Here is a 21430-nt window from a genome sequence, read left to right as displayed (position 1 = left end):
ATCCTCCCGGCCGCCACTCCCGCGGATCAGCCGCCATCCGTCGCACATCCCGCACGGATCACGCGCCGAACGGCGCACGGTACGGGGGGAGGACGTGACAAAGAGGGATCACCCACCTCTTGCCACTCTCAACGTATAGCGGACAGGGGGGCTTGCGGCAAGACCCGGGTCGTACCGCAGAATCGTCGGCCGACACGCGAGCTCGACAAAGGGGGATTCCATGATTGACGTGATCATCGCCGGTGGCGGGCCGACCGGCATGATGCTGGCCGCCGAACTGAGGCTGCACGGCGTGCGCGTGGTCGTGCTGGAGAAGGAGACCGAACCGACGCCGAACGTCCGTTCCCTCGGCCTGCACGTGCGCAGCATCGAGGTGATGGACCAGCGCGGCCTGCTGGAACGCTTCCTCGCGGAGGGCCGGAAGCACCCGCTCGGCGGGTTCTTCGCCGGCATCGCCAAGCCGTCGCCCGGCCTGCTGGACACCACCCACCCCTACGTCCTCGGCATCCCGCAGCCCGTCACCGACCGCCTGCTGGCCGAGCGCGCCGCCGAACTCGGCGCCGACGTCCGGCGCGGCCGCGAGCTGACCGGGCTGAGCCAGGACGAGCACGGGGTGACCGCCGAGCTGGCCGACGGCTCGCGGCTGCGCGCGCGCTACCTCGTCGGCTGCGACGGCGGCCGCAGCACGGTGCGCAAACTGCTCGGCGTCGGCTTCCCCGGCGAACCTTCCAGGGCCGACACGCTGCTGGGCGAGATGGAGGTGGGGGTGCCGCAGGAGACGGTGGCCGCCGTGGTGGCCGAGGTCCGCAGGACCCAGCTGAGGTTCGGCGTCGGGCCCTTCGGCGAAGGCGGCCTGTATCGGGTCGTCGTGCCCGCCGAGGGGGTGGCCGAGGACCGCTCGGTCCCGCCTGGCCTTGAGGAGTTCAGGCGGCAGCTGCGGAAGGTCGCCGGCACCGACTTCGGCGTGCACTCACCCCGCTGGCTGTCCCGCTTCGGCGACGCCACCCGGCTGGCCGAACGGTACCGGACCGGCCGGGTGCTGCTGGCCGGCGACGCCGCGCACGTCCACCCGCCGATGGGCGGGCAGGGGCTCAACCTGGGCATCCAGGACGCGTTCAACCTCGGCTGGAAGCTGGCCGCCGAGGTCACCGGCTGGGCGCCGGAAGGGCTGCTGGACAGCTACCACGCCGAACGGCACCCCGTGGCGGCCGACGTGCTCGACAACACCCGCGCGCAGGCGGAGCTGATGTCCACCGAACCCGGCCCGCAGGCGGTGCGCCGGCTGCTGTCGGAGCTGATGGACTTCGAGGACGTGAACCGCCACCTGATCGAGAAGATCGTCGCGATCGGGATCCGCTACGACCTCGGCGAGGGTCACGAACTGCTCGGCCGGCGGATGCGGGACGTGCCGCTGAAGAACGGCCGCCTCTACGAGCTGATGCGCGGCGGCCGCGGGCTGCTGCTCGACCGGACCGGCCGGCTCTCGGTGGAGGGGTGGGCCGATCGGGTCGACCACGTCGTCGACGGCAGCGAGGAGCTGGACGTGCCCGCGGCGCTGCTGCGGCCGGACGGCCACGTGGCGTGGGCCGGCGACGACCAGCGGGAGCTGACCAGCGGGCTGTCCCGGTGGTTCGGCGCCGCGGCCGGCTGAGCGCTACCCGCTCGTCCTCCATTCGTCCAGGTGGGCGTCGATGAACGCCCGCATCGAGGTGGGCTCGCGCCCGGTTATCCGCTTCACGGCCGGCGAGAGCTCGGCGAAGCCGCCGTGCCGGACGCGGTGGTAGAGGTCGTCGAGGATGCCCGCCGTCCAGGGGTCGAGGCCGTGCAGGGTCTCCCGCGGGGGCGGGTCCTCGGCGCGGATCCGGTGGCCCAGGCGCGCGGAGAGCTCCCGCGCGACGGACGCGACCGGAACCGCCTCCGGGCCGGTGATCGTGTGCGCCCGGCCACGGTGATCCTCCGGCGCGCCGAGCGCGGCCACGGCCACGTCGGCGATGTCACGCGCGTCCACCCACGCGATCGGGCCGCCGCCCGAGGGCAGGCTCAGGACGCGGTCGTCACGGATGGCGTCCCGGTAGAAGCGGGGGTCGGTCAGGACCTGATGGAACCAGGACGGGCGCAGCAGCGTCCAGGAGGCGGCCCGGGTGACGACCGCATCCTCGGCCCGGCGAGCCCAGTGGTCCGGCGCGAGCGATTCGGCTCCCTGCTCGGACACCAGGACGACATGGGCGTCCGGGTTCACCTCGACCAGGCCGGCCATGAGGTCGGGAGCGGCGGGCAGGTCGGGGCGCACCAGGTAGATCGCGTCCACGTCCGCCGCCTCGCGCCAGGTCGCCGGGTCGTGCCAGTCGAAGCGGACCTGATCGGCGGCGGGCCGCGACGACCCGGCCCGGACGAGGGTCCCGGAGCGGCGCAGCCGGGCCGTCACCTCGCTCCCGGTCTTGCCCCGGGCCCCGGTCACCAGCACCGTGCGGGTCATGCACGCTCCCCGAGCCGGACGACGGCCTTGCCGATCGTGGACGTTCCGCCGTGCAGCAGGCCCAGCAGGGCTTCGGGCACCCGCTCGATGCCGTCGAGCACCGTCTGCCGGTGCACGATCTCGCCTGAGCGCACCCAGGAACCCACCTCGGCCCGGAAGGCGGGCATCTGGTCCCGGTGGTCGGCGACCAGGAAGCCGCGTGCGGTCGCCCGCTTGGTGACCAGCTCGTACAGGTTGCGCACGCCGTGCGGCTCCCGGCCGTCGTACTGGCTGGCCATCCCGCACAGGGCCAGGCGGGCGCCGACCCGCAGGCGGCCGATCGCGGCCTCCAACTGGACGCCGCCGACGTTGTCGAAGACCACGTCGACGCCGTCCGGCGCGGCCTGCGCGAGGAGCTCGTCGGCCGCGCCGTCGTGATAGTCGAAGGCGGCGTCGAAACCGAGGTCGTCCACCAGATGGCGCACCTTGGCCGGCGATCCCGCGCTGCCGATCACCCGCCCGGCTCCCCGCAGCCTGGCGATCTGACCGGCGACGCTCCCGACCGCCCCCGCCGCTCCGGTGACGAACACCGTGTCGCCGGGACGTACCTCCGCCATCCGGGTGATGCCCAGCCACGCGCTCAGGCCCGTCGTGCCGAGCACGCCGAGATAGCTCTCGGCGGGCAGATCGCCGGTGTCGATCGGGGAGACCCCGGCCGCGTCGACCACGGCGGCCTCGCGCAGCCCCAGGAAGTGCTCGACCACCTGGCCAGGCTTCACACCGCCGGCGCGGGACTCGACGACCACGCCGACCGCTCCTCCCTCCAGCGGCGCGTTCAGCGGGAACGGCGGGATGTAGGACGGACTGTCGTCCATCCGGCCACGCATGTACGGGTCGACCGACAGGTGGGTGTTGGCGACCAGGACCTCACCGGGCCGCAGGTCGGGAATCGGGGCTTCGACCAGCGTGAAGTCGTCGGCCGACGCCTGTGCTCGCGGCCGTCGGGCCAGGTGCCACTCCCGGGCCCGTCCCTTGCTGGTAACCGTCATCGGTCTGCCTCTCGTAGATGCTTGAGCCAATCAAGCATTCAACCTGGCACACATGCTTGAGTGAGTCAAGTTCTTGGTAGGGTGGTGCCATGGCGCTACCCACAGGGCCCGTCACCGCGTCGACCGACGCCGAACGCGCGATGTTCGACTTCGTCGACGCCTACGACCGCGCCTTCGAGACCGCCGCCCTGCGACACGGGCTGAGCGTGGCGCAGGCCTGCGTGCTGGGGCGGCTGACCCGGGAGCGCGGCATGGGCGAGCTGGCCGACGAGCTCGGATGCGACGCCTCCAACATCACCCAGATCATCCGCAGGCTGGAGGCGCGCGACCTCGTCCGCCGTCAGCCCCATCCCGACGACCGCCGCTCCCGGCAGATCGTCCGCACCCCCGAGGGCGCCGGCCTCTACGCCGCCTTCGAGGAGTCGTTCGCGTTCGCCCGCTCCGCCGTCTCCAACCTGAGCGCCCGCGAGCAGGACCAGCTGGCCACCCTGCTCCGCAAGGCGCTCCACGGGAACGACCGGCCCGCGGGCTGAGCCGGTCGGCGCCTCTCACGCGCCGGACTCGGCCTCCTCGGATGACGCCGGGACGCCCAGCGCCGACAGGAACGCGGCGGCGGCGGGGGAGGGCCGGTGCCGGCTCCAGATGAGATGCTCCACGCGGGCCGGAGCGTCGCTGAGCCGGACCACGGGCAGGTCGGGGAGCTGGGACACGAAGGCCGCCGGCAGCATCCCGACGCCCAGGCCCTGCCGGATCAGGCGAGCCATGAAATCGGGGGTCGACACTTCGAAGGCGACCTCGCGCCGCACCCCGGCCGCCGCGAAGGCCTCGTCGGACTGGATCCGCCCGGCGCTGCCCGCGGGGAAGTCGACGAACCGCTCGTCCGCCAGCCGGTCCAGCTTCACGTGCTCCTTGTCGGCCAGCGGGTGGCCGGGCGCGACCACGGCGACGAGGTCGCCGCGTGCCAGCTCACGGCCGCGGACGCCCTTGGGCCGGACGCCCAGGGGAAGCCCCAGGAAGGCGATGTCGAGCGTGCCCTGCCGCACCCGTTCGACGAACTCCTCGCTCGCGCCGGAGCGCAGGCTGATGCGTACCTCCCGGTGGCGCAGGTGGAAGCGTCGTAGCGCGACCGGCAGATCGACCGCCGTGACGGTGGGGATGGCGCCGATGGCGAGCCGGCCGCGGATCTCGCCGGCGGCGGCCGCCACCTCGGCCCTGGCCCGCTCGGCGGCGTCGAGAGCCTGGCGGGCGGCGGGGAGGAACGCCTCGCCCGCCGGGGTCAGCCGGACGCTGCGGCTGGTGCGGTCGAACAGCTTGGCGCCCAGCTCGCGCTCCAGCCGCGCGATCTGGTGGCTCAGCGCCGACTGGACGACCAGGCACTGCTCGGCGGCGCGGGTGAAGTTGGCCGTCTCCGCGACGGCGACGACGTAGCGCATCTGCTGAAGCTCCATGGATCAATCGTGATTCACGATCGTTGAGATGACAAACATGCGTTGGACTCATTGATCGCTCATCCCTCAGGCTGGGACGCATGACGCCAAGACCCCATCCTGAGGGCGGCCTGTCGCACGGGCTGCTCCTGCTCATGTCGGTGGCGACCGGGCTGGCGGTCGCGGGCAACTACTTCGCGCAGCCGCTGCTCGACCTGATCGGCAGGGAGCTCGGCCTCGGACCCTCGATGGCGGCGCTCACGGTGACGGCCGCGCAGGCCGGGTACGCGCTCGGGCTGATCCTGCTGGTGCCGCTCGGCGACCTGGTGGAGCGGCGGCGGCTCGCCGTGTCGCTCTACGCGGCGACCGCGGTGTTCCTGCTGGTGTCGGCCACCGCGGCCGACGGCACGGTGCTCCTGGTCAGCACGGCACTGACCGGCCTGGCCTCGGTCGGCGCGCAGGTCGTGGTGCCGTTCGCGGCGACGCTGGCGGCCCCCGCCGAACGCGGCCGGGTGGTCGGCACGGTGATGACCGGGCTGATGCTCGGCCTGCTGCTGGCGCGCACCGCCTCCGGCACGCTGTCGGAGCTGGGCGGCTGGCGGACGGTCTACTGGGTGAACGCCGCCCTGATGGCGCTGACGGCCGTGCTGCTGCGGGTCTTCCTGCCCCGGCTCGGCGGCGACGGCGGGCGCCTGTCGTACCCGAAGCTGCTGCGCTCCACGATGGCGATGTTCCGGTACGAGCCGCTGCTGCGGTGGCGGGCGGCCATCGGCGCCCTCAGCCTGGCCTCGTTCAGCGTGCTGTGGACGGCGCTGACCTTCCTGCTGGCCGGGGCGCCGTACGAGTGGTCGGAGTCGGGCATCGGCCTGTTCGGCCTGGTCGGCGTCGTGGGCGCGCTGACCGCCACGGTCGCGGGACGGCTGGCCGACCGCGGGCTCGTGCAGATCGTGACCGGAGCGGGCACGGTCCTGCTGGCGGCGTCCTGGCTGGCGCTCGCCGCCGGGACACGCTCCCTGATCTGGCTGCTCGCCGGCGTGGTCGTGCTGGACCTGGCGCACCAGGCGGTGCTCAACAGCAGCCAGAACGTCATCTACGCGCTGCGGCCCGAGGCCCGCAACCGGATCAACTCCGCCTTCATGACCTCCTTCTTCGTCGGCGGCGCGGTGGGCTCCGCGCTGACCTCGGTGGTCTGGGTGCACGGCGGCTGGACCGCCGTGTGCGTCCTGGGCGCCGTCCTGTCCGCCGGGACCGTCGTGCTCTGGGTCCTGGAGCGCCTCACCACCGGCCGGGCCGCCGGGAAACCCCCGCGGCCCGCCGCCCACCCGGCGACCGCCGGGTCTGCCAACTAGTCACAAGGAGAACGAACATGTCACGCACCGTACTGATCACCGGAGCCACCGGAACCGTGTCCACCGCGCTGATCGACGCGCTGGAAGGGGCCGACGTCCGCCTGCGCGTCCTCGTCCGCGACGCGTCCAGGGCGGACGGGCTGAGGGACAGGGCCGAGGTCGTCGTCGGCGACCTCGGCGACCCCCGGTCGCTGGCGCCCGCCTTCGAGGGCGTGCAGGACCTGTGGCTGCTCACCCCGAACAGCCCGCGCGCTCCGGAGAACAGCATGAACGCCGTGTGGGCGGCACGCCAGGCCGGCGTGGAGCGCGTCGTGCGCCTGTCCGTGATCGGCGCGGCCCACGACGCGCCGAACCGCAGCGGCAGGCTGCACGCGCTGTCCGACCAGGAGCTCGAACGGTCCGGCCTGCGCTGGACGATCCTGCGCCCGCACTGGTTCATGCAGAACCTGCTGAACGAGACGGGCGACATCGCCGCCACCGGCACGTTCTCGCTGAACGTCGCCTCGTCCAGGGTCGGCATGATCGACGTGCGCGACATCGCCGAATGCGCCGCCCGCGTGCTCCTCGACGCCCCCGACCGTCACCACGGCCGGACGTACACGCTCACCGGCCCGCGCTCGCTGACCTTCGACGAGGTGGCGGCCGAGCTGGGCCGCGTCCTCGGCAGGCCGGTCGCCTATCTGCCGGTCAGCGACGAGGCCAAGCACAAGACGCTGCTCGGCCACGGTGTCCCTGAATGGATCGCCGACATGCTGGAGGAGTACGCGCGGGCGTACGTCTCCGGCTGGGGCGACTTCACCACCGACGCTGTCGCCGGCCTGCTCGGCCGCCCGCCGCGCGACGTCGCCGACTTCGCCCGCGACCACGCCGCCAGGTTCGCCCCGGCCGTCTGAGCCGGGGCGAACCTCGCGGAGCGCCGGGCGGGACGTGCGGCTAGAGGCAGGCCCCGCCGCCCGGGGCGCAGTGCGCGACCTCGGGATACCGAGCCGACGGCTTGTCCAGCAGGGGCTGCCGTTCCGCCTTCAGATGCTGGTCGAGGAAGGCCGCCACATACGTCCGGGTGAGCTCGGCGGCGCGCGCCGCCGCCAGTTCGGGGCCGGCGGGTCCGATGCCGAGGGCGCCCGCCAGCACCGGGAGGTCGGTGAAGGACTGGTGGTCCCCGCCCTTCATGACGATCCACCGCTTCCACCCGGTCAGCAGCTTCCAGTCGCGCTCCCACGTGGTGTCCCGGCCGCCGGGGACGTGCTCCGGCGAGCCGATGAACATGAACGGCCTGGAGAACCCGCCTTCGGGGATCCGGGCGTAGGTGGTGCCGTCCATGTCGATGCCGGCACGTACCCGGGAGTCCTTCACCATGACGGCCACCGAGCTCGCCCCGCCGATCGACTGGCCGGCCATCGCGATCCTGGAGCGGTCGATCAGCCCGGCGCCGTCCCACCGGGACGGCAGCTGGTCGAGCACGAAGGAGACGTCGGCCGCCCGGACCTGGACCACCCCCGCGCCGAAACCCGGATCGGCGTCGCTGTCACACGCGAGGCACTCCGCCACCCGGCCGTCGGCCAGGGTCGTGGCGTAGCTCTCGTGGGTGTGGTCGATCCCCGCCACCACGTACCCCCGGCTGGCCAGGTCCTCGGCCAGGGACGTGAGCGTGCTCAACGGCTTGGTGAAGCCGGGGGACAGCACGACCAGCGGAAGGTTCCGCCCCGCGGGTTCGGCGTCTTCGACGGCGTTGGTGCGGGTCCGGCTGAGCGCGTCGTACGGAACGCCCGTGATCCTGGAGCCCTTGAGGAACAGCTCCGATTCCCGCGGCGTCATGTACGGCGCGCGTTCCCCGTCGCGCTGCCTGGTCGGGTACCACAGGGTGACCTTGAGCTCCCTGGTTTCGGCGTCGAGGTCCCAGGGGTCGGGGCGGGAGGTGTCCTCCAGGTGCAGGACGGTGGTGCCGACCGGGTGGGCGCCGGAGGGCTCGGGCAGGACCGCCGGGCCCGTCGGCGTGGGCGACGGGGCGGCGGAGCGGGGCGGCGTCGGCGCGGCGCAGGCCGACACGGCCAGGACGGCCAGGACCGCCAGGAGGTGTCTCATCGCAGGGTCCCTTCACTTCCGCAGCAAGGTCAGGGCCCTGGCCAGCGCGGGGTCGCGCCCGGCGGCCGCGTCGCGCGGGGCCGGGGCCACGTGGTGGTCGGGCGGCACGCCGATCCGGTCGATCACCTCGCGATCGGGACCGAGGTGGTGCCTGGAGGGGAGGCTCAGCAGGGTGTTGTCGCTCAGCAGGTACGGCTGCGCCGGGCCGGAGACGACCCCGGCGGTCCTGGTGCCGACCAGCCGGCCGGCGCCCAGGTCCTTGATCGCGGAGCTGAAGTGCTCGCACGCCGACGCGCAGCCGCGGTCGGTGAGCACCACCAGCGGCAGGCCGACCAGTTCCACGGTGTCGTCGGTCCGCATGGCCTCGCAGTCGCCTTCCGCGGTGCACTGGTAGGCGGTGATCTTGCCGTGGGCGAACGCGCTCACCAGCCGGACCGCCTCGACGGGACTGCCGCCGCCGTTGCCGCGCAGGTCCAGCACGACGCCGGAGAGCGTCCGGCCGGTACGCAGCCGCGCGACCGCCTTGAGAACCCTGTTCGCGGCGTCGGAGCCGAACCCCCGCAACCGCACGTAGGCGACGTCGTCCAGCAGCTTCGACCGCACCGCCTGCAAGGTGGCCAGGTCCCGCTGGTAGAGGCCGGGCTTGAGCGTCACGCTCCAGCGGCGGCCGGTGCTCTCCCGCAGCAGCCGCAGCCGGACCGGGCGGGCCTGCGGGTAGCGCGGGTAGAGGGCGGCGATCGCGGCGGTGGCCTTCCCGTCGAGGAAGGGCGCCGAGCCGTCGATCGACTCGACGACGTCGCCGGGGCGCAGACCGGCGGCGTGCGCCGCGCCGCCCTCCACCGCGGTGACGAACAGCGGGGGCAGGGCCGTGCCGGGGTTGCCCGTCACCTGCGGGCCGTCGACGTTCGCCTGGAGTCCGAGTCCGTAGCCGTCGCCGTCGTAGGCGTCGGGGTGCCGTTCGACGCCGTGCGCCCAGCGGGCGTGGTTGTCGCCGAGCGCCGCCACCATGGCCTCCAGGGTGACCACGGCCAGCTCGTCGCGCAGGCCGGGCACCTGGTCGGTGGTCTTCCGGTAGACGGTCTCGAAAGCGGTCCAGTCGGCTTTCCTGTCACCGGTCAGCGCCGGCATGGCCGCCTCGGGCACGTCGCGGCCGTTGCGGTTGAGCTCCTGCGTCAGGGCGGCGAATCCGGCGAGCAGCAGCGTGCGGGCGTCCAGCGTGGCGCCGCCGTAGTAGTTGCCGAGGATGCAGAAGTACGCCTGCTCGATGACGTCGATCGTGGTGGCCGTCTCCGCAGCGGGCGGATCCTGGGGCCGCGCGCAGACCGTGCCGGCCGCCGTGCCCGCCTCGCCGCGCGGTGGCGTCGGCGCGGCGCAGGCCGCCGCCAGGAGGAGCGCGATCCCGGCCGCCGCGATCCTGGCGGCGGTCATGACAGACGCCTCCTGGTCCACCAGAAGGAGAACCACGCGAGGCCGGCGGTGAGCAGGACGTAGATCCCGGTCTCGATCCACTGGAAGGGCCAGAAACGGTCGAGGGGGTGGTAGGTCGCCTGCTGCCGGTAGCCGAGGCGGTTGATCTCGGCCACGCACGTGTCCATGCCTCCGGACGGCGCGCAGGGTCCCGACGTGGTGGAGACGCCGATGGTGCCTTCCGCGCCGGCAGTGCGCCCGGACGGGTCGACGAGTTCGCTGGACAGGACCCAGGCGCCGGCGTGACCGGGGACGGCCGACCTCAGCATGACGTGCACGGCGCCGCCCTCGTCGCGGTCCATGCCGATGCCGTCCACGTTCGCCTGGCCGAGCTCGAAGGACGCCGTGACCGGGGACATCAGATGGGGCCGGACCAGCATCGGCATCGCGAGCTGGACCACGGCGAACAGGGCCAGGGTGAGGGCCATGGCGGGCAGCATGCGGCGCACGAGCATGCCCACGGTCACCCCCAAGACGAAGGCGAAGGCCGCGTACCCCATCGGGGCGATGCCGCGCGCGCCGAACACCAGGGGAGCCATCAGGCCCAGCCCGTCGGCGGCCGACTTGTCCAGAGGGTCGGACCACCAGGTCACCATGAGGCCGCACAGGCCGGCGGCGGCCACCGTGACCAGGCCGACGAGCCCGAGCTTGACCGTCAGCCAGCGGGCGCGGGTGATGCTCTGGTTCCACACCAGCAGGTGCGTCCCGGCCTCCAGCTCGCGGGTGATCAGCGGCGCCCCCCAGAAGAGCCCCGCCAGGGCGGGCAGGAGCAGCACGACGAGGGTCAGGGCCATGAACGGGAGCTGGTACGTGTCGAAGAAGCGGTCGTAGAAGCGGCCGCAGCTGCCGTCCTGGGCGCAGGCGGCGATCCCGGAGGCGTAACCGGAGGCCAGGCCGGGGCCGGTCACGGCCAGGACGGCGGCGAGCACGCCGAGAACGGCGGCCATCATCACGGCCGAGCCGCGGAACTGCCGCCAGGTCAGCCAGATCATCGCCGCACCTCCAGCACGGGCCGCCGGTCATCGGCGACGTACCTGTCCATGTAGGCCAGGACCAGGTCCTCCAGGTCGAGCCGGGTGACCGTCCAGGCGGGGTCGTGGATCGGGGCGTCGGTGCGGATCACGTACGTGCTCTGCCGGTCGGTGTGGCGTGCGGAGATCACCTGCTGGCCGGCGGGGAGCCGGGCGGGGTCGCGGCGGGGGCCGGTGAGCCGGTGATGGGTGGACAGCAGCCGGTCGACCTCTCCCGCCACCTGCACGCGCGAGTCGACGAGCACGATCAGGAAGTCGCAGACCCGTTCCAGGTCGGCGACCAGGTGGGAGGAGAGCACCACGCTGAACTCGTGCTCGACGGTGGCCTCCATCAGCCCCTGCAGGAACTCGCGGCGGGCGAGCGGGTCGAGCGAGGCGACCGGCTCGTCCAGGATCAGCAGCTCGGGCCGCTTGGCCAGGCCCAGGGTGAGGGCGAGCTGGGCGCGCTGGCCGCCGGACAGCTTCCCCGCCCGGTGGCCTGAGGGGAGGCCGAGCCGCGCGATCCGTTCCCGCGCGAGGCCGGCGTCCCAGCGGGGGTTGAGCCGGGTGCCCAGACGCAGGTGCTCGGCGACGGTCAGCCCCGCGTAGACCGGGGTGTCCTGGGCGACGAACCCGACCTTGGCCAGCTGCGCCGGGCCGCCGGCCGGCCGGCCGCCCAGCACGGTGATGGCGCCCGCCGTCGGTTCGAGCTGGCCGGCGGCCAGTTTCAGCAGTGTGGTCTTGCCCGCCCCGTTCGGGCCCACCAGGCCGACCACGTGCCCGGCCGGGATGTCGACGGTGCACTCGCGTAACGCCCAGCGTTTGCCGTACTTCTTGCCCAGTTCCTGGGCTTGCAGGACAGAAGTCACGCTATTTCCTCCTGGGAGGCGGTCCGAAAGGTGGTCATGAAAAGGGCCTCGATGCTCTCGTCGTCGAGCCCGGCCCTGCGCGCCTTCTCCAGCCAGCGCCGCAGATCCGCGCGGAGCGGGCCGTGCGCGGCCAGCGAGGCGCCGGCCAGCGTCGCGGTCACGAACGTGCCGACCCCCGGCCGGGCGGCCACCAGGCCCTCGTGCTCAAGCTCCCGGTAGGCCTTGAGCACCGTGTTGGGGTTGATCGCCAGCCCCGCCACCACGTCCTTGACCGTCGGAAGCTGGTCACCCACGCGCAGCAGCCCCAGCCGCAGCGCGTGCCGCACCTGCTGGACCAGCTGCTGATAGGGCGAGACGCCGGACCGGCTGTCGAGGTAGAACTCGATCAACAGCTTCTCCATTCATCTAGTCTCCTAGTACTTTAGGAGTATGGATGTTAAGAAGCCGTAAGCCGCCGCGTGGATGGATGGATCAGGCCGGATTCGGGCCGCCCCACGGGCCCACCGCCGACGGATCCGCCGCGATGATCTCCCGCCACACATCCAGTAGCTGCTCCAGCCCGGCGATCGGCTCGGGGCGGGCCAGCAGGTCATACAGAGGCCGTACGAACCGATCGCTGGGGCGGCGCTGGTCCACCACGGACCGGAGGATCTCCACAGCCCTCGGCCCGTCGCCTTTGCCGGCCGTGGCCAGCGCGCGGATCTCGGCCATCGTGAACGTCGACGGAAGAACCGTTCGAGGCGGCAGGGGCTCGTCGAAGGCGGCGTGCACGGAATCCGGGGTGTGAACGGACGCACCGCTGGGAGGGTGGGCCCTGTCCAGGATCCACCGTGACAGTTCGCTGCGCGGCCGGGCGTCGGCCTGCTCCAGCTCCAGCCGCGCCCGTTCGAACTCCCCGACACACATCAGTAACAAGCCCAGCCACCCATGCGCGATCGCATAGCCAGGATCGCTCTCGATCGCCCTGCGGTGGGCACGCTCAGCCTCGGTGTATCGGCCCTGCTCTTTCAGCATGATCCCGAGACCGTTGTGGGCGAAGGCGTAATAGGGATCGGCCCTGATCGCCTCGCGGTAGGCATCCTCAGCCTCAGTGAATCGCCCCAGGCCGTACAGAACGTTGCCGAGACCGTTGTGGGCGAAGGCGTAGTCGGGATCGATCCTGATCGCCTCGCGGTAGGCATCCTCGGTCTCGGTGAACCGTCCCAGGTCGTACAGAAGGTTGCCGAGACCGTTGTGGGCGAAGGCGTAGTCGGGATCGATCCTGATCGCCTCGCGGTAGGCATCCTCAGCCTCAGCGAACCGTCCCAGGGCGTGCAGCACGTTGCCGAGACCGTTGTAGGCGACGGCGTAATCGGGATCGATCCTGACGGCCGTGCGGTAGACACCTTCAGCCTCAGCGAACCGCCCCAGGTCGTACAGCAGGTACCCGAAATTGAGGTGGGCGACTACGTCGTCGGGCCGGTAGCGGACAGCGATTCTTCTTGCCTCGACCAGAGCCTTCTGCAGTCGTACGGGTTGTGTCTCGGGGTCCGCCAAAGTGCATGAAAGGGCGAGCTGGCCGATCTTCATGGCCGTGGGACCACTGCCGGGCGTGAAGACACGAGCGGCGCGGCGGAAGCAGCTGACCTGGTCCGCGAGGTCGAGGCCGAGAGCGCGAGCGATCTCGGCTCGAAGAAGGTGCAGGAGGGGCCGGCTGTCGCCATGGAGGAGAGGAGGTTCTGGGGAGGGGGCGGCCGTGAGGGCGTGGATGGCGGCTCTGGCTGACGCGCGGCGAGGAACTGGGGAGCTCAGGTCCATGAGCTGTGTGAGGAGGTTCTGGTCGCTTTCGGTGAGGTACGGCATGAAGTAGGTGGTGATGCCGATCAGAAGGCGGGCGTAGGAAGGCTGGAGGACACGGGCGGGGGCGTAAAGGTGCCGCAGGACAGGGATGCCGTCGGAGGGATTGATCCAGCAGGTGTGCCAGAGCAAGGCGGCCGTGGTGGTGCGCCAGGCGGTGTCGGTGAGCTGGGCCTCGATGCTGCTGTGCTGATGGCCGGCGAGTTGCTGCCGGAGGTGGTCGACGGCGCGGGTATTGATGTCTGTGACGGTGGCGCGGTGCTTGGGGACCAGGAGAAAGGTCCGGATGGCGTCACGGACGTCGCGGTGCAGGGTCCCGTCGCCGCTGTGGACGAAGTCATGGTGCCGGCCGAGTTCCCGGAGGCGGGCGGCGACGTCTCCGGCCTCGATGCCCCACAGGGCGGCGAGCATGGCGGGGTCACGGTCGATCGCGACCACGGTGTCCTCGCGGCGCGGAGCCCAGGGGGAGTCGAACAGGTCAGGCGGGAAGGCGCTCGGGCGGGTGGGGTTCTGCTCGACGTTGACGAGGGCCAGCCCGTGGAGGGCGGGCAGATCCCGGTGCAGGTCGGAATCGGGATCGTAGGTGGCGTGGTGGAGGTAGCGCTCGGCCATCCGGGCCACGACGGTGGAGACGGTGCCGTCCGGGGCGACCTCGTCGTAGAGCTGTTCGAGAGGGCGGCCGGTGCGGACCTGGTCGGCGATCATCTTGCTCATGATGTGCAGCGCCAGGGGTACGCCCTGGGTCAACGCGATCACTCGGTCGAGGTCCAGTTCGGGCGGAAGTGAACCTAACCGCTGCTGCAGGTATTCGGCCGCGGTGCGGTCGTCGAATCGGCGCAGCGTGATGGTCCGCAGCCGTTGCTCGTCCACCTCACGCTCGTATCGGATGGATTCGCTGTCTCCGGCGGCCACGAGATCGGATTCCAGGCGGGTGCCGATCACCCATACCACCCGGCGGCCGGAACGGCTCATCACCTCCCGCAGCCAAGGCCCGGATCCACCCAGGAGCTCACAGGTGTCCAGGACCAATACCACCGGCTGCTTGCGCGACAGGGTCTTCAAACCGTCGGTGAATGCCGTCACCAGCCCGTCGATCTGGTCGACCAGTGCCCGGTAGGCGGCGGGGTCGATCTGAGTGGCCCGGTTCTGCTGGAAGCTCGTGGCGATCTGCGCCCCCGTGCCCGCGACGGTGCTCGTGGCGTCGGTGATCGCTGATGGGACGCCCGCCGCCTTGGCGATCTCTCCTCCGGCTTTGACCATCGCGGCGATCTGCGTGAAGGTCAGGGGCCTATGACCCACTTGTTTGCCCAGGCCCAGCCGGGCGGCTTCGGCTTCCAGCTCCGGTAGTTTGGTCACCTGCTGCTGGAAGGCGGCGAACCCCTTCAGACGCCGCCGTTTGACAGGCCCCCAGGCGGTGGTGGAGTTCTCGATGCGGGTGCGGATCCGTTCCATGATCCGCCAAATCGCCGGGCCGGCGAACTCCACATACTCCTCCGCGTGCAGCTCCCGGTCCCGTTCCCAATCCACCAGGAAGACCGTGAATCTGCCGGCGGAGACCTCGGGCAGCCGCCCGGCCGCGATCTCGGCGAACCGGCGCAAAAGCGTCGACTTGCCGATCCCTCCATAACCCTGCACCAACACGACGTATCCCTCGTCGGGGCCGTCGTCGGTCTGGCCTGCGGCTTCGGCCAGGACCAGCCGGAATCGGTCCTGTTCCTCGCTACGCCCCACGAACAACGCCGCCACCCGCCACCTCCTGAACCGGCACCCGAAGCCGGCACATTTCAGTCAACACGCCGTCACGCCGAGCGACCACCCATGCCGCAGAAGTGACATGAAGCATTTGCCCGCCGAAGCGCAGATAAGCGGAAATCCCTACGGGTTCGGCGGGCGGACCAACCCGGTCTCGTAGGCGAACACGGCGGCCTGGGTGCGGTCGCGCAGGCCCAGCTTGACCAGGATGCGGCTCACGTGGGTCTTGACCGTCTGCTCGGCGAGCACCAGCCGCTCGGCGATCTCCGCGTTCGACAGGCCCTGCGCGATCCGCGCCAGCACCTCGGTCTCGCGCTCGGTCAGGCCGGCGAGGCGGTCCATGCGCTGCCGGGGCCCGGCCATCCGGGAGAACTCGGTGATGAGCCGCCTGGTCACCCCCGGCGCCAGCAGGGCGTCACCGGCGGCCACCACCCGCACCGCGTGCGCCAGCTCCGCCGCCGAGGCGTCCTTCAGCAGGAACCCGGAGGCGCCCGCCCGCAGCGCCTCGTACACGTACTCGTCCAGGTCGAACGTCGTCAGCACGAGCACCTTGACGACGCCGCTGACCCGGCGGGTCGCCTCGATGCCGCTCAGCTCGGGCATGCGGATGTCCATGAGCACCACGTCGGGGGAGAGCTCGGCGACCTTGGCGACGGCGTCCAGTCCGTCCACCGCCTGCCCGACGATCTCGATGCCGGGCTCGGCGTTCAGCAGCACGGTGAAGCCCTGGCGGACCATCGTCTGGTCGTCGGCGACGAGCACGCGGATCATGGGGTGTCCTCGGCGGGGAGCGCGGCGGTGACCTCGTAGCCGCCGTCGGGGGTGGGACCAGCGGCCAGCTCGCCGCCCAGCATGTGGGCGCGTTCGCGCATGCCGAGCAGGCCGAGCCCGGCCCCGTGCGAGGACGGGGCCGGGCGCCGCGGCGCGGTGTTGCGCACGGTGAGCGCGAGTGTTCCGGGCCGGTACGCGATCTCGACCCGTACGGAGGCGCCGGGGGCGTGCCGCATGGCGTTGCTGAGCGCCTCCTGCAGGATGCGGAAGGCCGACAGCTCGATGCCGGGCGACAGCGGCCTGGGTTCGCCGGTGGTCGTGGCGGTGACGGTGAGCCCGGCAATCCGTACCTTGGCGATCAGGTCGTCGACCTGGTCCAGCGTCGGCTGCGGGGCGTCGTCCGCCGGTCCGTCGGCCGAGCGGAGCACGCCGAGGACGCGCCGCAGCTCGGCGAGCGCCTCCACCGCGTTCTGCCGGATGCCCGCCAGATTGTCCTTCAACTCCTGCGACGGGTTCTCCACCAGGTGCGGGGCCACCTGCGCCTGAATGGAGATCACCGACATGTGATGGGCCACCACGTCGTGCAGCTCGCGGGCGATCCGGTTGCGCGCCTCCAGCACCGCCCGCCGCGCCCGCTCCTCGGCGGTGACCTCCTCCTGCACGACGAGCTGCGTGCGGGCCACCCGCGCGCCGCGCAGCGCGGCCCCGATGACCGCCGCCGCCAGGACGATGACCAGCCACACCGCCGCCGCGCCCGTGTGGTGGCCCCACGGCTCGCCGACCAGGAACGCCAGCGCGACCAGCACGGTGATCGCCACCATCTCGGCCAGCGCTCTCGGCCTGACCCGCAACGCCACCAGCAGGAACAGCATGGCCTGCAGCGCGGCCGCGAAGCTGGACCACGAGAACGGCGTGCCGGGCGACAGGTAGATCGGGTGCTCCCGCACCGGCAGGCCGGTCTGCGAGCCGACCGCCATCACCAGGAGCGACACCCACCAGGCCGGGACCGGGCGGAACAGGGCCAGCACCACCGCCGCCGCCTGCCCGATCGCCAGCGGCGAATAGGTGGGGTCGCCGTGGCCGCCCGCGGCATCGACCATGAGCACCGCGTACAGCACCACCAGGACGTGCGGCAGCCGCGCCAGCGGGCGCGGGCCGCGCATGCGGGGGAGCGGATCGGCCGCCGCCGTCCACAGGTCCGACCGCAGGGTCCCGATCACGGCTCCACCCTACGGCGCGGAGCCCGTACGGAAGATCGCTCGTAGGTGTGGAAGAGCAGGCAGCACAGGGCCAGCGCGACCGCGAACGCCGGCAGCCAGGCCAGCCGGGCCGCCACCCAGCCGAGCCCGTCGGGCGCCGTGTGCAGGCCGGGCAGGCGGCCACCGGCGTGCAGGCCGGCGACGGTGACGGCGATCATGGCGGTCTGGTGCCAGAGGAAGACGGTCATCGCCGCCAGGTTGACCGCGGCCACCGCCGCCCACGCCGCGGGCCTGGCCAGCAGCCGCCGCAGCGGGCCGGCCAGCAGCGCCGCCGCCCCGCACTGGGCGAGCCCGAAGGCGACGGCGGCCAGGGTCGGCGGGTCGAGGTTGGACACCGGCGCGCCCGGCACCCCGACCATGGCCGCCGGGTACCCGCCCCACGCCACCAGCCCGATCGTCGCCAGCCCGCCACCGGCCACCAGCCCCCACCCGGCCGCCCTCCCCGGCAGGCCGCGCGCGGCCCAGGTCAGGCCCAGGCAGTACGGCACCAGCCAGCCGGCCACCACGTTCACCCAGCCCGCCCAGGAAGGCCCGCCCAGCCCGTACCGGACGAGGTCGGCGCAGGCGACGGCGGCGAGCGGCCACGCCGGGTGCAGCCGCGAAACCAGCGGCGTGGCGGCGGTGAGCAGCGCGAACACCAGCAGGAACCAGAGCGGCGACACCACCAGCGTCCCCAGCGTGCGCACCGTCTCCAGCTCGGCCCCGGACACGAACATCGCGCCCGCGGCCACCGCCCACACCCCCGCGAGCGCGCCGACCGGCCGGAACAGCCGCGCCGTCCGTGCCTTCAGCCACGCGCCGTACGGGCCGCGGCGGCGGCCGTTCACCAGCCCGCCCACCAGGAAGAACACCGCCAGCGTCTGGAGCACCCAGGACACCGGCGCCAGCTCAGGCATGACCCGCAGCGGGCTGCCGGCGCGCAGCGTGTCGCCGCCGGCCACCAGGGCGGTCACCAGCCAGTGGCCCAGCACGACGCCGGCGATCGCCAGCGCGCGCAGCCCGTCGACGGCGCGGTCACGGCCCGGCGGGGTGGCGGTGTCGATCCGGTGGACGAGTTCGGCCAGGGTTGCCATGGAGCGAACCTAGGAACCGGCGACCCTGACCCGAATCCCGCTGAGGAGCTCATTCGCCCGTGGTCCTGAAGTATGAGGCAGGTTCAGCCGGTGCCCGTCGCCTCGGCGCGCTCGCGCAGGAGGGCGCGGAGCGTCTCGGCGTCGGCGTCGACCGGGCCGGCTCCGGCGTTGAGCTTGTAGCCGCGGACGATGTCGTCGAGCAGGCCCGACAGGATGCCGCCGGCCAGGAGTTTCCGGTGGAGTGCGGCGTACTGCTCCTCGTACAGCTTCTTGAAGGCGGGGGTCGCCAGGAAGCGTTCCTTCAGCTTGTGGCCGCCCATCCGCCCGCCGCCGAACGCGCCGTCGCCGCTGTAGGCGAAGTTGAGGTCCCACGTGACGACCCGGAACCTGCGGGTGTCCAGGTCGTACCAGAGGTAGTAGTTCCTGCCCGGGCCGCTCATGTCGTCGAAGTTGAGCATGAGCTCCTGCAGCGCCACGTAGCGGGCGAACGACTCCACCTCCAGGCGCTCGGGCAGCCCGGCCGCGAACTCCTCGTCGGACGCCTCATCCACCCACCGGATCAGGTTGATCACGGGCTGCAGGTCGGTGCCGCCGACCTTGTTCACCTGTTTGAAGTCGGAGGTGTACTGGGTCTGGTCCTCGCCCTTGTAGGTGAAGGAGCCGGTGGCGAGCGACTTGTACAGCACGCCGTCGCCCAGGTTCTCGGCGTACCCCTCGTCGAGGTACTCCACCACCAGGCGGGGCGCCGAGCTACGGCCGTTCACGGTGAACGCGCTGTAGGCGAAGCTCTGGGTGGGTTCGCCCGCGGCGCCGACGGTGGAGATGGCGAGCGCCTCGTTGAGCATCGTCGGGGCCCGGCCGGTCACGGGGCGGACGGCGACCTGCGAGTGGCCCTGGTAGCGGCGGCCCTCCACGAACTCGTCGAAGCTGATCAGCCAGGGCAGCGTCTCCGGCTCCTCCGCCTTCAGCGCGGCGCCGAAGCCGCCCATGCCGCCGCGCCTCCGGCCCCGGTCACCGGTCTGCTCATCACCCTCAGCAGGGGGCCGGCCCTCGCGGGGAGGCTGGTTCCCGTCGGGTGGCTGGAAACCGTCAGGTGGCTGGAAACCGTCAGGTGGCTGGAAACCCTCGGGAGGCCGGAAGCCCTCGGGGCGCTCGCCGCCGGGTCTCCCGGCCGGACGGCGGCCGGCGCTCTCCCCCTTCCAGGTGAGCCCCGCCAGCGTCGAGTTGCCCTTGAGCCGGATGCCGACGCTCGGGATCGTGGTGCCGTCGACGGTCAGGTCCGCTTCGACGTACTCCTTCTCGCCGTCCTTGACGTACGCGGTCAGCATGTCCTGGTAGCTCTCGTCGCGGAACGTGAGCGTGATCTGGTGCGCGACCGAGGTGTCGAACAGGTCCTTGGTGCCCGTGATGTCCTGAGTGACGGCGCCGGCCGTGGTGTCCGGCGCCGAGACCGCGTACGGGCGGACCGTGCCGCTGCCGAACACCCCCCAGCACACGCCCAGGAAGGCCGCGCAGGCGGCGAGGAGCTTCCCGTTCTGCCGGAGCCTGACCGGCAGCCGGCGCCTGAGCCTCGTCACAGGTCGGTCTGGTCGTAGCCGGTCAGGACGGTGACCGACTGGCCGTGGTTGCGCTCGCGCAGGGCCGCCATCAGGTCGGCCGGCTCGCCACCCTTCTTGATCTTCACCGTGTACATCAGCTCGGTGAGAGCCCCGCCCCTGATCGACTCCATGCTGACCAGCTCGAACTCGTCGGTGTGGCGGATCAGCACGTCCTGGATGGCGTGGGTGTGGTCCTCGTCGGCGGGCACCTGCACCTTCACCACCTGGCGGCGCACGTTCAGCTGGAACCAGTCGAACCGGTGCATCACCACGACGATCAGCGAGATCGTCACCGCGGCGACGACCGCCAGCAGGTAGAAGCGGGTGCCGACGGCCATGCCGACGCCCATCACCAGGAAGATGAACCCGACGTCACGGGTCTCCTTGATGGCGTTGCGGAACCGTACCACCGACAGGGCGCCGACCAGGGCGAACGCGCGGGCGATGTTCGAGCCGACGACCAGCATGATCAGGGAGATGAGCATGCCGAGGACGACCAGCGTCTGCACGTACGACTGGCTGTAGGAGACGTTGCGGTGCGTCGCCCGGTACACCCAGCCGATCATGGCGCTGAGCACGAACGACAGCGTCATCGCGATGGCGACGTCGGCCACGCTGAACGTGCCCGAGAGGTCCTGGAACGAGAAGTCCATGGGGGTCATGCCTCCGAGAGATCATGATCGGGGACGTGGAAGACGGAGCGCGGGGCCAGCCCGTGCGCCTCGATGCTCTGGCAGTACTTGGAGACCCGCACGACCTGCAGGTTCCGCTTGGCGGTCAGGTCGGTCAGCCAATACGGGACGCGCTCGTTCGCCTTGACCTCCATGATCGCCTTGTGCGGCGGGACGATGAAGCGGTTCCGCGCGTCGGTGCCGAAGCCGAAGTCGCGGTCGCGGCCCCGCACCCGCCGGTCGAACGTCACCCGCAGCCCGGTGTCGGCGTCCCTGCCCAGGTAGGCGTGGCGGGTGTAGCCGGTCATGGCGGTGGCCCGCAGGTCCAGGCGGCAGACCAGGTCCAGCACCTCTTCGAGGAAGGCGCGCTGGGACGGCTCGTGGGCGATCATCTCGCGGCCGTCGCACAGCCGCAGCGCGTCGAGGTACGGCACGCGTACCCGCCGCTTCTGGGTGACCCGGTTGACCCGCTGCTTGATCTCCACGAACACGGGCGTGTCCCCGGCGGCGGAGAAACGGTCGCCGTAGTGGCGGATGCGCAGCTTGCGGCGGAACCTCAGGCCCTCGATCTTCTCCCAGTAGAACCGGAGGTGCCGGGTGTCGTAGTAGGCGCTCCAGATGGCGTAGCCCTCGTCCGGGCAGTGCCGGTCCCGGTCGAGCCGCCGCTCCAGCTCCTCGCGCAGCTCGTCCACGAGGCCCGCGTCCATCAGGTACTTGATCTCGTACCGGTTGAAAAGGCGCAGCATGCCGATATGTGACCCG

At 71.9% G+C, this 21430-nt stretch carries 19 protein-coding genes; 4 read left to right on the top strand and 15 right to left on the bottom strand.

The window, feature by feature from the left end:
- The first annotated feature begins 220 nt into the window (after positions 1-220).
- Positions 221-1651 (top strand): rifampin monooxygenase, encoded by a 1431-nt coding sequence (gene rox, locus FR742_RS15895; protein ID WP_148031673.1) that lies wholly within the window; start codon positions 221-223, stop codon positions 1649-1651.
- 3 nt (positions 1652-1654) lie between these two features.
- Here the strand turns inward: rox and FR742_RS15890 are convergent, their stop codons facing one another.
- Both FR742_RS15890 and FR742_RS15885 read right to left on the bottom strand, forming a co-directional pair.
- Complete coding sequence (locus tag FR742_RS15890; RefSeq protein WP_148031672.1) at positions 1655-2476, bottom strand: nucleoside-diphosphate sugar epimerase; 822 nt, start codon at positions 2474-2476, stop codon at positions 1655-1657.
- Positions 2473-3504 carry an NADP-dependent oxidoreductase gene (locus FR742_RS15885; protein ID WP_148031671.1) on the bottom strand — a complete coding sequence of 344 codons (1032 nt, stop codon included), beginning with the start codon at positions 3502-3504 and terminating at the stop codon, positions 2473-2475. Before FR742_RS15885 ends, FR742_RS15890 begins: the two co-directional genes overlap by 4 nt.
- Positions 3505-3593: 89 nt before the next feature.
- Here FR742_RS15885 and FR742_RS15880 point away from each other — a divergent pair, with 89 nt between their 5' ends.
- Positions 3594-4037 carry a MarR family winged helix-turn-helix transcriptional regulator gene (locus tag FR742_RS15880; protein ID WP_148031670.1) on the top strand — a complete coding sequence of 148 codons (444 nt, stop codon included), beginning with the start codon at positions 3594-3596 and terminating at the stop codon, positions 4035-4037.
- Between the two features lie 15 nt (positions 4038-4052).
- On the opposite strand, the gene FR742_RS15875 is transcribed toward FR742_RS15880, so the two are convergent.
- Positions 4053-4952 carry a LysR substrate-binding domain-containing protein gene (locus FR742_RS15875; protein WP_148031669.1) on the bottom strand — a complete coding sequence of 300 codons (900 nt, stop codon included), beginning with the start codon at positions 4950-4952 and terminating at the stop codon, positions 4053-4055.
- An 80-nt stretch (positions 4953-5032) separates the two neighbouring features.
- On the opposite strand from FR742_RS15875, the gene FR742_RS15870 reads away from it, so the two are divergent.
- Together FR742_RS15870 and FR742_RS15865 are read left to right on the top strand one after the other, a co-directional pair.
- Positions 5033-6280: an MFS transporter gene (locus FR742_RS15870; protein WP_187281162.1), complete on the top strand. Its 1248-nt coding sequence runs from the start codon at positions 5033-5035 to the stop codon at positions 6278-6280.
- A gap of 17 nt (positions 6281-6297) precedes the next feature.
- Positions 6298-7173 carry an SDR family oxidoreductase gene (locus FR742_RS15865; RefSeq protein WP_148031668.1) on the top strand — a complete coding sequence of 292 codons (876 nt, stop codon included), beginning with the start codon at positions 6298-6300 and terminating at the stop codon, positions 7171-7173.
- Positions 7174-7213: 40 nt separating this feature from the next.
- On the opposite strand, the gene FR742_RS15860 is transcribed toward FR742_RS15865, so the two are convergent.
- The 12 genes from FR742_RS15860 to FR742_RS15805 form a co-directional block, all read right to left on the bottom strand.
- Positions 7214-8362, bottom strand: a complete 1149-nt coding sequence (locus FR742_RS15860; RefSeq protein WP_148031667.1) for an alpha/beta hydrolase — start codon at positions 8360-8362, stop codon at positions 7214-7216.
- 12 nt (positions 8363-8374) lie between these two features.
- Positions 8375-9790 (bottom strand): S41 family peptidase, encoded by a 1416-nt coding sequence (locus FR742_RS15855; protein ID WP_148031666.1) that lies wholly within the window; start codon positions 9788-9790, stop codon positions 8375-8377.
- Positions 9787-10821, bottom strand: coding sequence for an ABC transporter permease (locus FR742_RS15850; RefSeq protein ID WP_148031665.1), 1035 nt, complete (start codon positions 10819-10821; stop codon positions 9787-9789). The genes FR742_RS15855 and FR742_RS15850 overlap by 4 nt, the downstream gene beginning before the upstream one ends.
- Positions 10818-11708, bottom strand: a complete 891-nt coding sequence (locus FR742_RS15845; RefSeq protein ID WP_148031664.1) for an ABC transporter ATP-binding protein — start codon at positions 11706-11708, stop codon at positions 10818-10820. The genes FR742_RS15850 and FR742_RS15845 overlap by 4 nt, the downstream gene beginning before the upstream one ends.
- On the bottom strand, positions 11705-12109 hold the full coding sequence (locus FR742_RS15840; protein WP_148031663.1) for a GntR family transcriptional regulator: 405 nt from the start codon (positions 12107-12109) through the stop codon (positions 11705-11707). The genes FR742_RS15845 and FR742_RS15840 overlap by 4 nt, the downstream gene beginning before the upstream one ends.
- Before the next feature lie 70 nt (positions 12110-12179).
- On the bottom strand, positions 12180-15290 hold the full coding sequence (locus FR742_RS15835; RefSeq protein ID WP_148031662.1) for a tetratricopeptide repeat protein: 3111 nt from the start codon (positions 15288-15290) through the stop codon (positions 12180-12182).
- 129 nt (positions 15291-15419) lie between these two features.
- Positions 15420-16067: a response regulator transcription factor gene (locus FR742_RS15830; RefSeq protein WP_148031661.1), complete on the bottom strand. Its 648-nt coding sequence runs from the start codon at positions 16065-16067 to the stop codon at positions 15420-15422.
- On the bottom strand, positions 16064-17287 hold the full coding sequence (locus FR742_RS15825) for a sensor histidine kinase (RefSeq protein ID WP_261808560.1): 1224 nt from the start codon (positions 17285-17287) through the stop codon (positions 16064-16066). Before FR742_RS15825 ends, FR742_RS15830 begins: the two co-directional genes overlap by 4 nt.
- Complete coding sequence (locus tag FR742_RS15820; RefSeq protein ID WP_261808559.1) at positions 17284-18399, bottom strand: acyltransferase; 1116 nt, start codon at positions 18397-18399, stop codon at positions 17284-17286. The genes FR742_RS15825 and FR742_RS15820 overlap by 4 nt, the downstream gene beginning before the upstream one ends.
- A gap of 83 nt (positions 18400-18482) precedes the next feature.
- Positions 18483-19976 (bottom strand): CotH kinase family protein, encoded by a 1494-nt coding sequence (locus FR742_RS15815; protein WP_148031660.1) that lies wholly within the window; start codon positions 19974-19976, stop codon positions 18483-18485.
- Positions 19973-20659: a DUF4956 domain-containing protein gene (locus tag FR742_RS15810; protein WP_246640289.1), complete on the bottom strand. Its 687-nt coding sequence runs from the start codon at positions 20657-20659 to the stop codon at positions 19973-19975. Before FR742_RS15810 ends, FR742_RS15815 begins: the two co-directional genes overlap by 4 nt.
- Entirely contained in the window at positions 20656-21414 is a 759-nt protein-coding gene (locus tag FR742_RS15805) for a polyphosphate polymerase domain-containing protein (protein WP_148031659.1), read from the bottom strand. The genes FR742_RS15810 and FR742_RS15805 overlap by 4 nt, the downstream gene beginning before the upstream one ends.
- Positions 21415-21430: the final 16 nt, after the last annotated feature.

This window comes from Nonomuraea sp. C10 (assembly GCF_008017515.1).
GTDB lineage: Bacteria > Actinomycetota > Actinomycetes > Streptosporangiales > Streptosporangiaceae > Nonomuraea > Nonomuraea ferruginea.
This window is presented reverse-complemented; position numbering and strand designations above follow the sequence as displayed.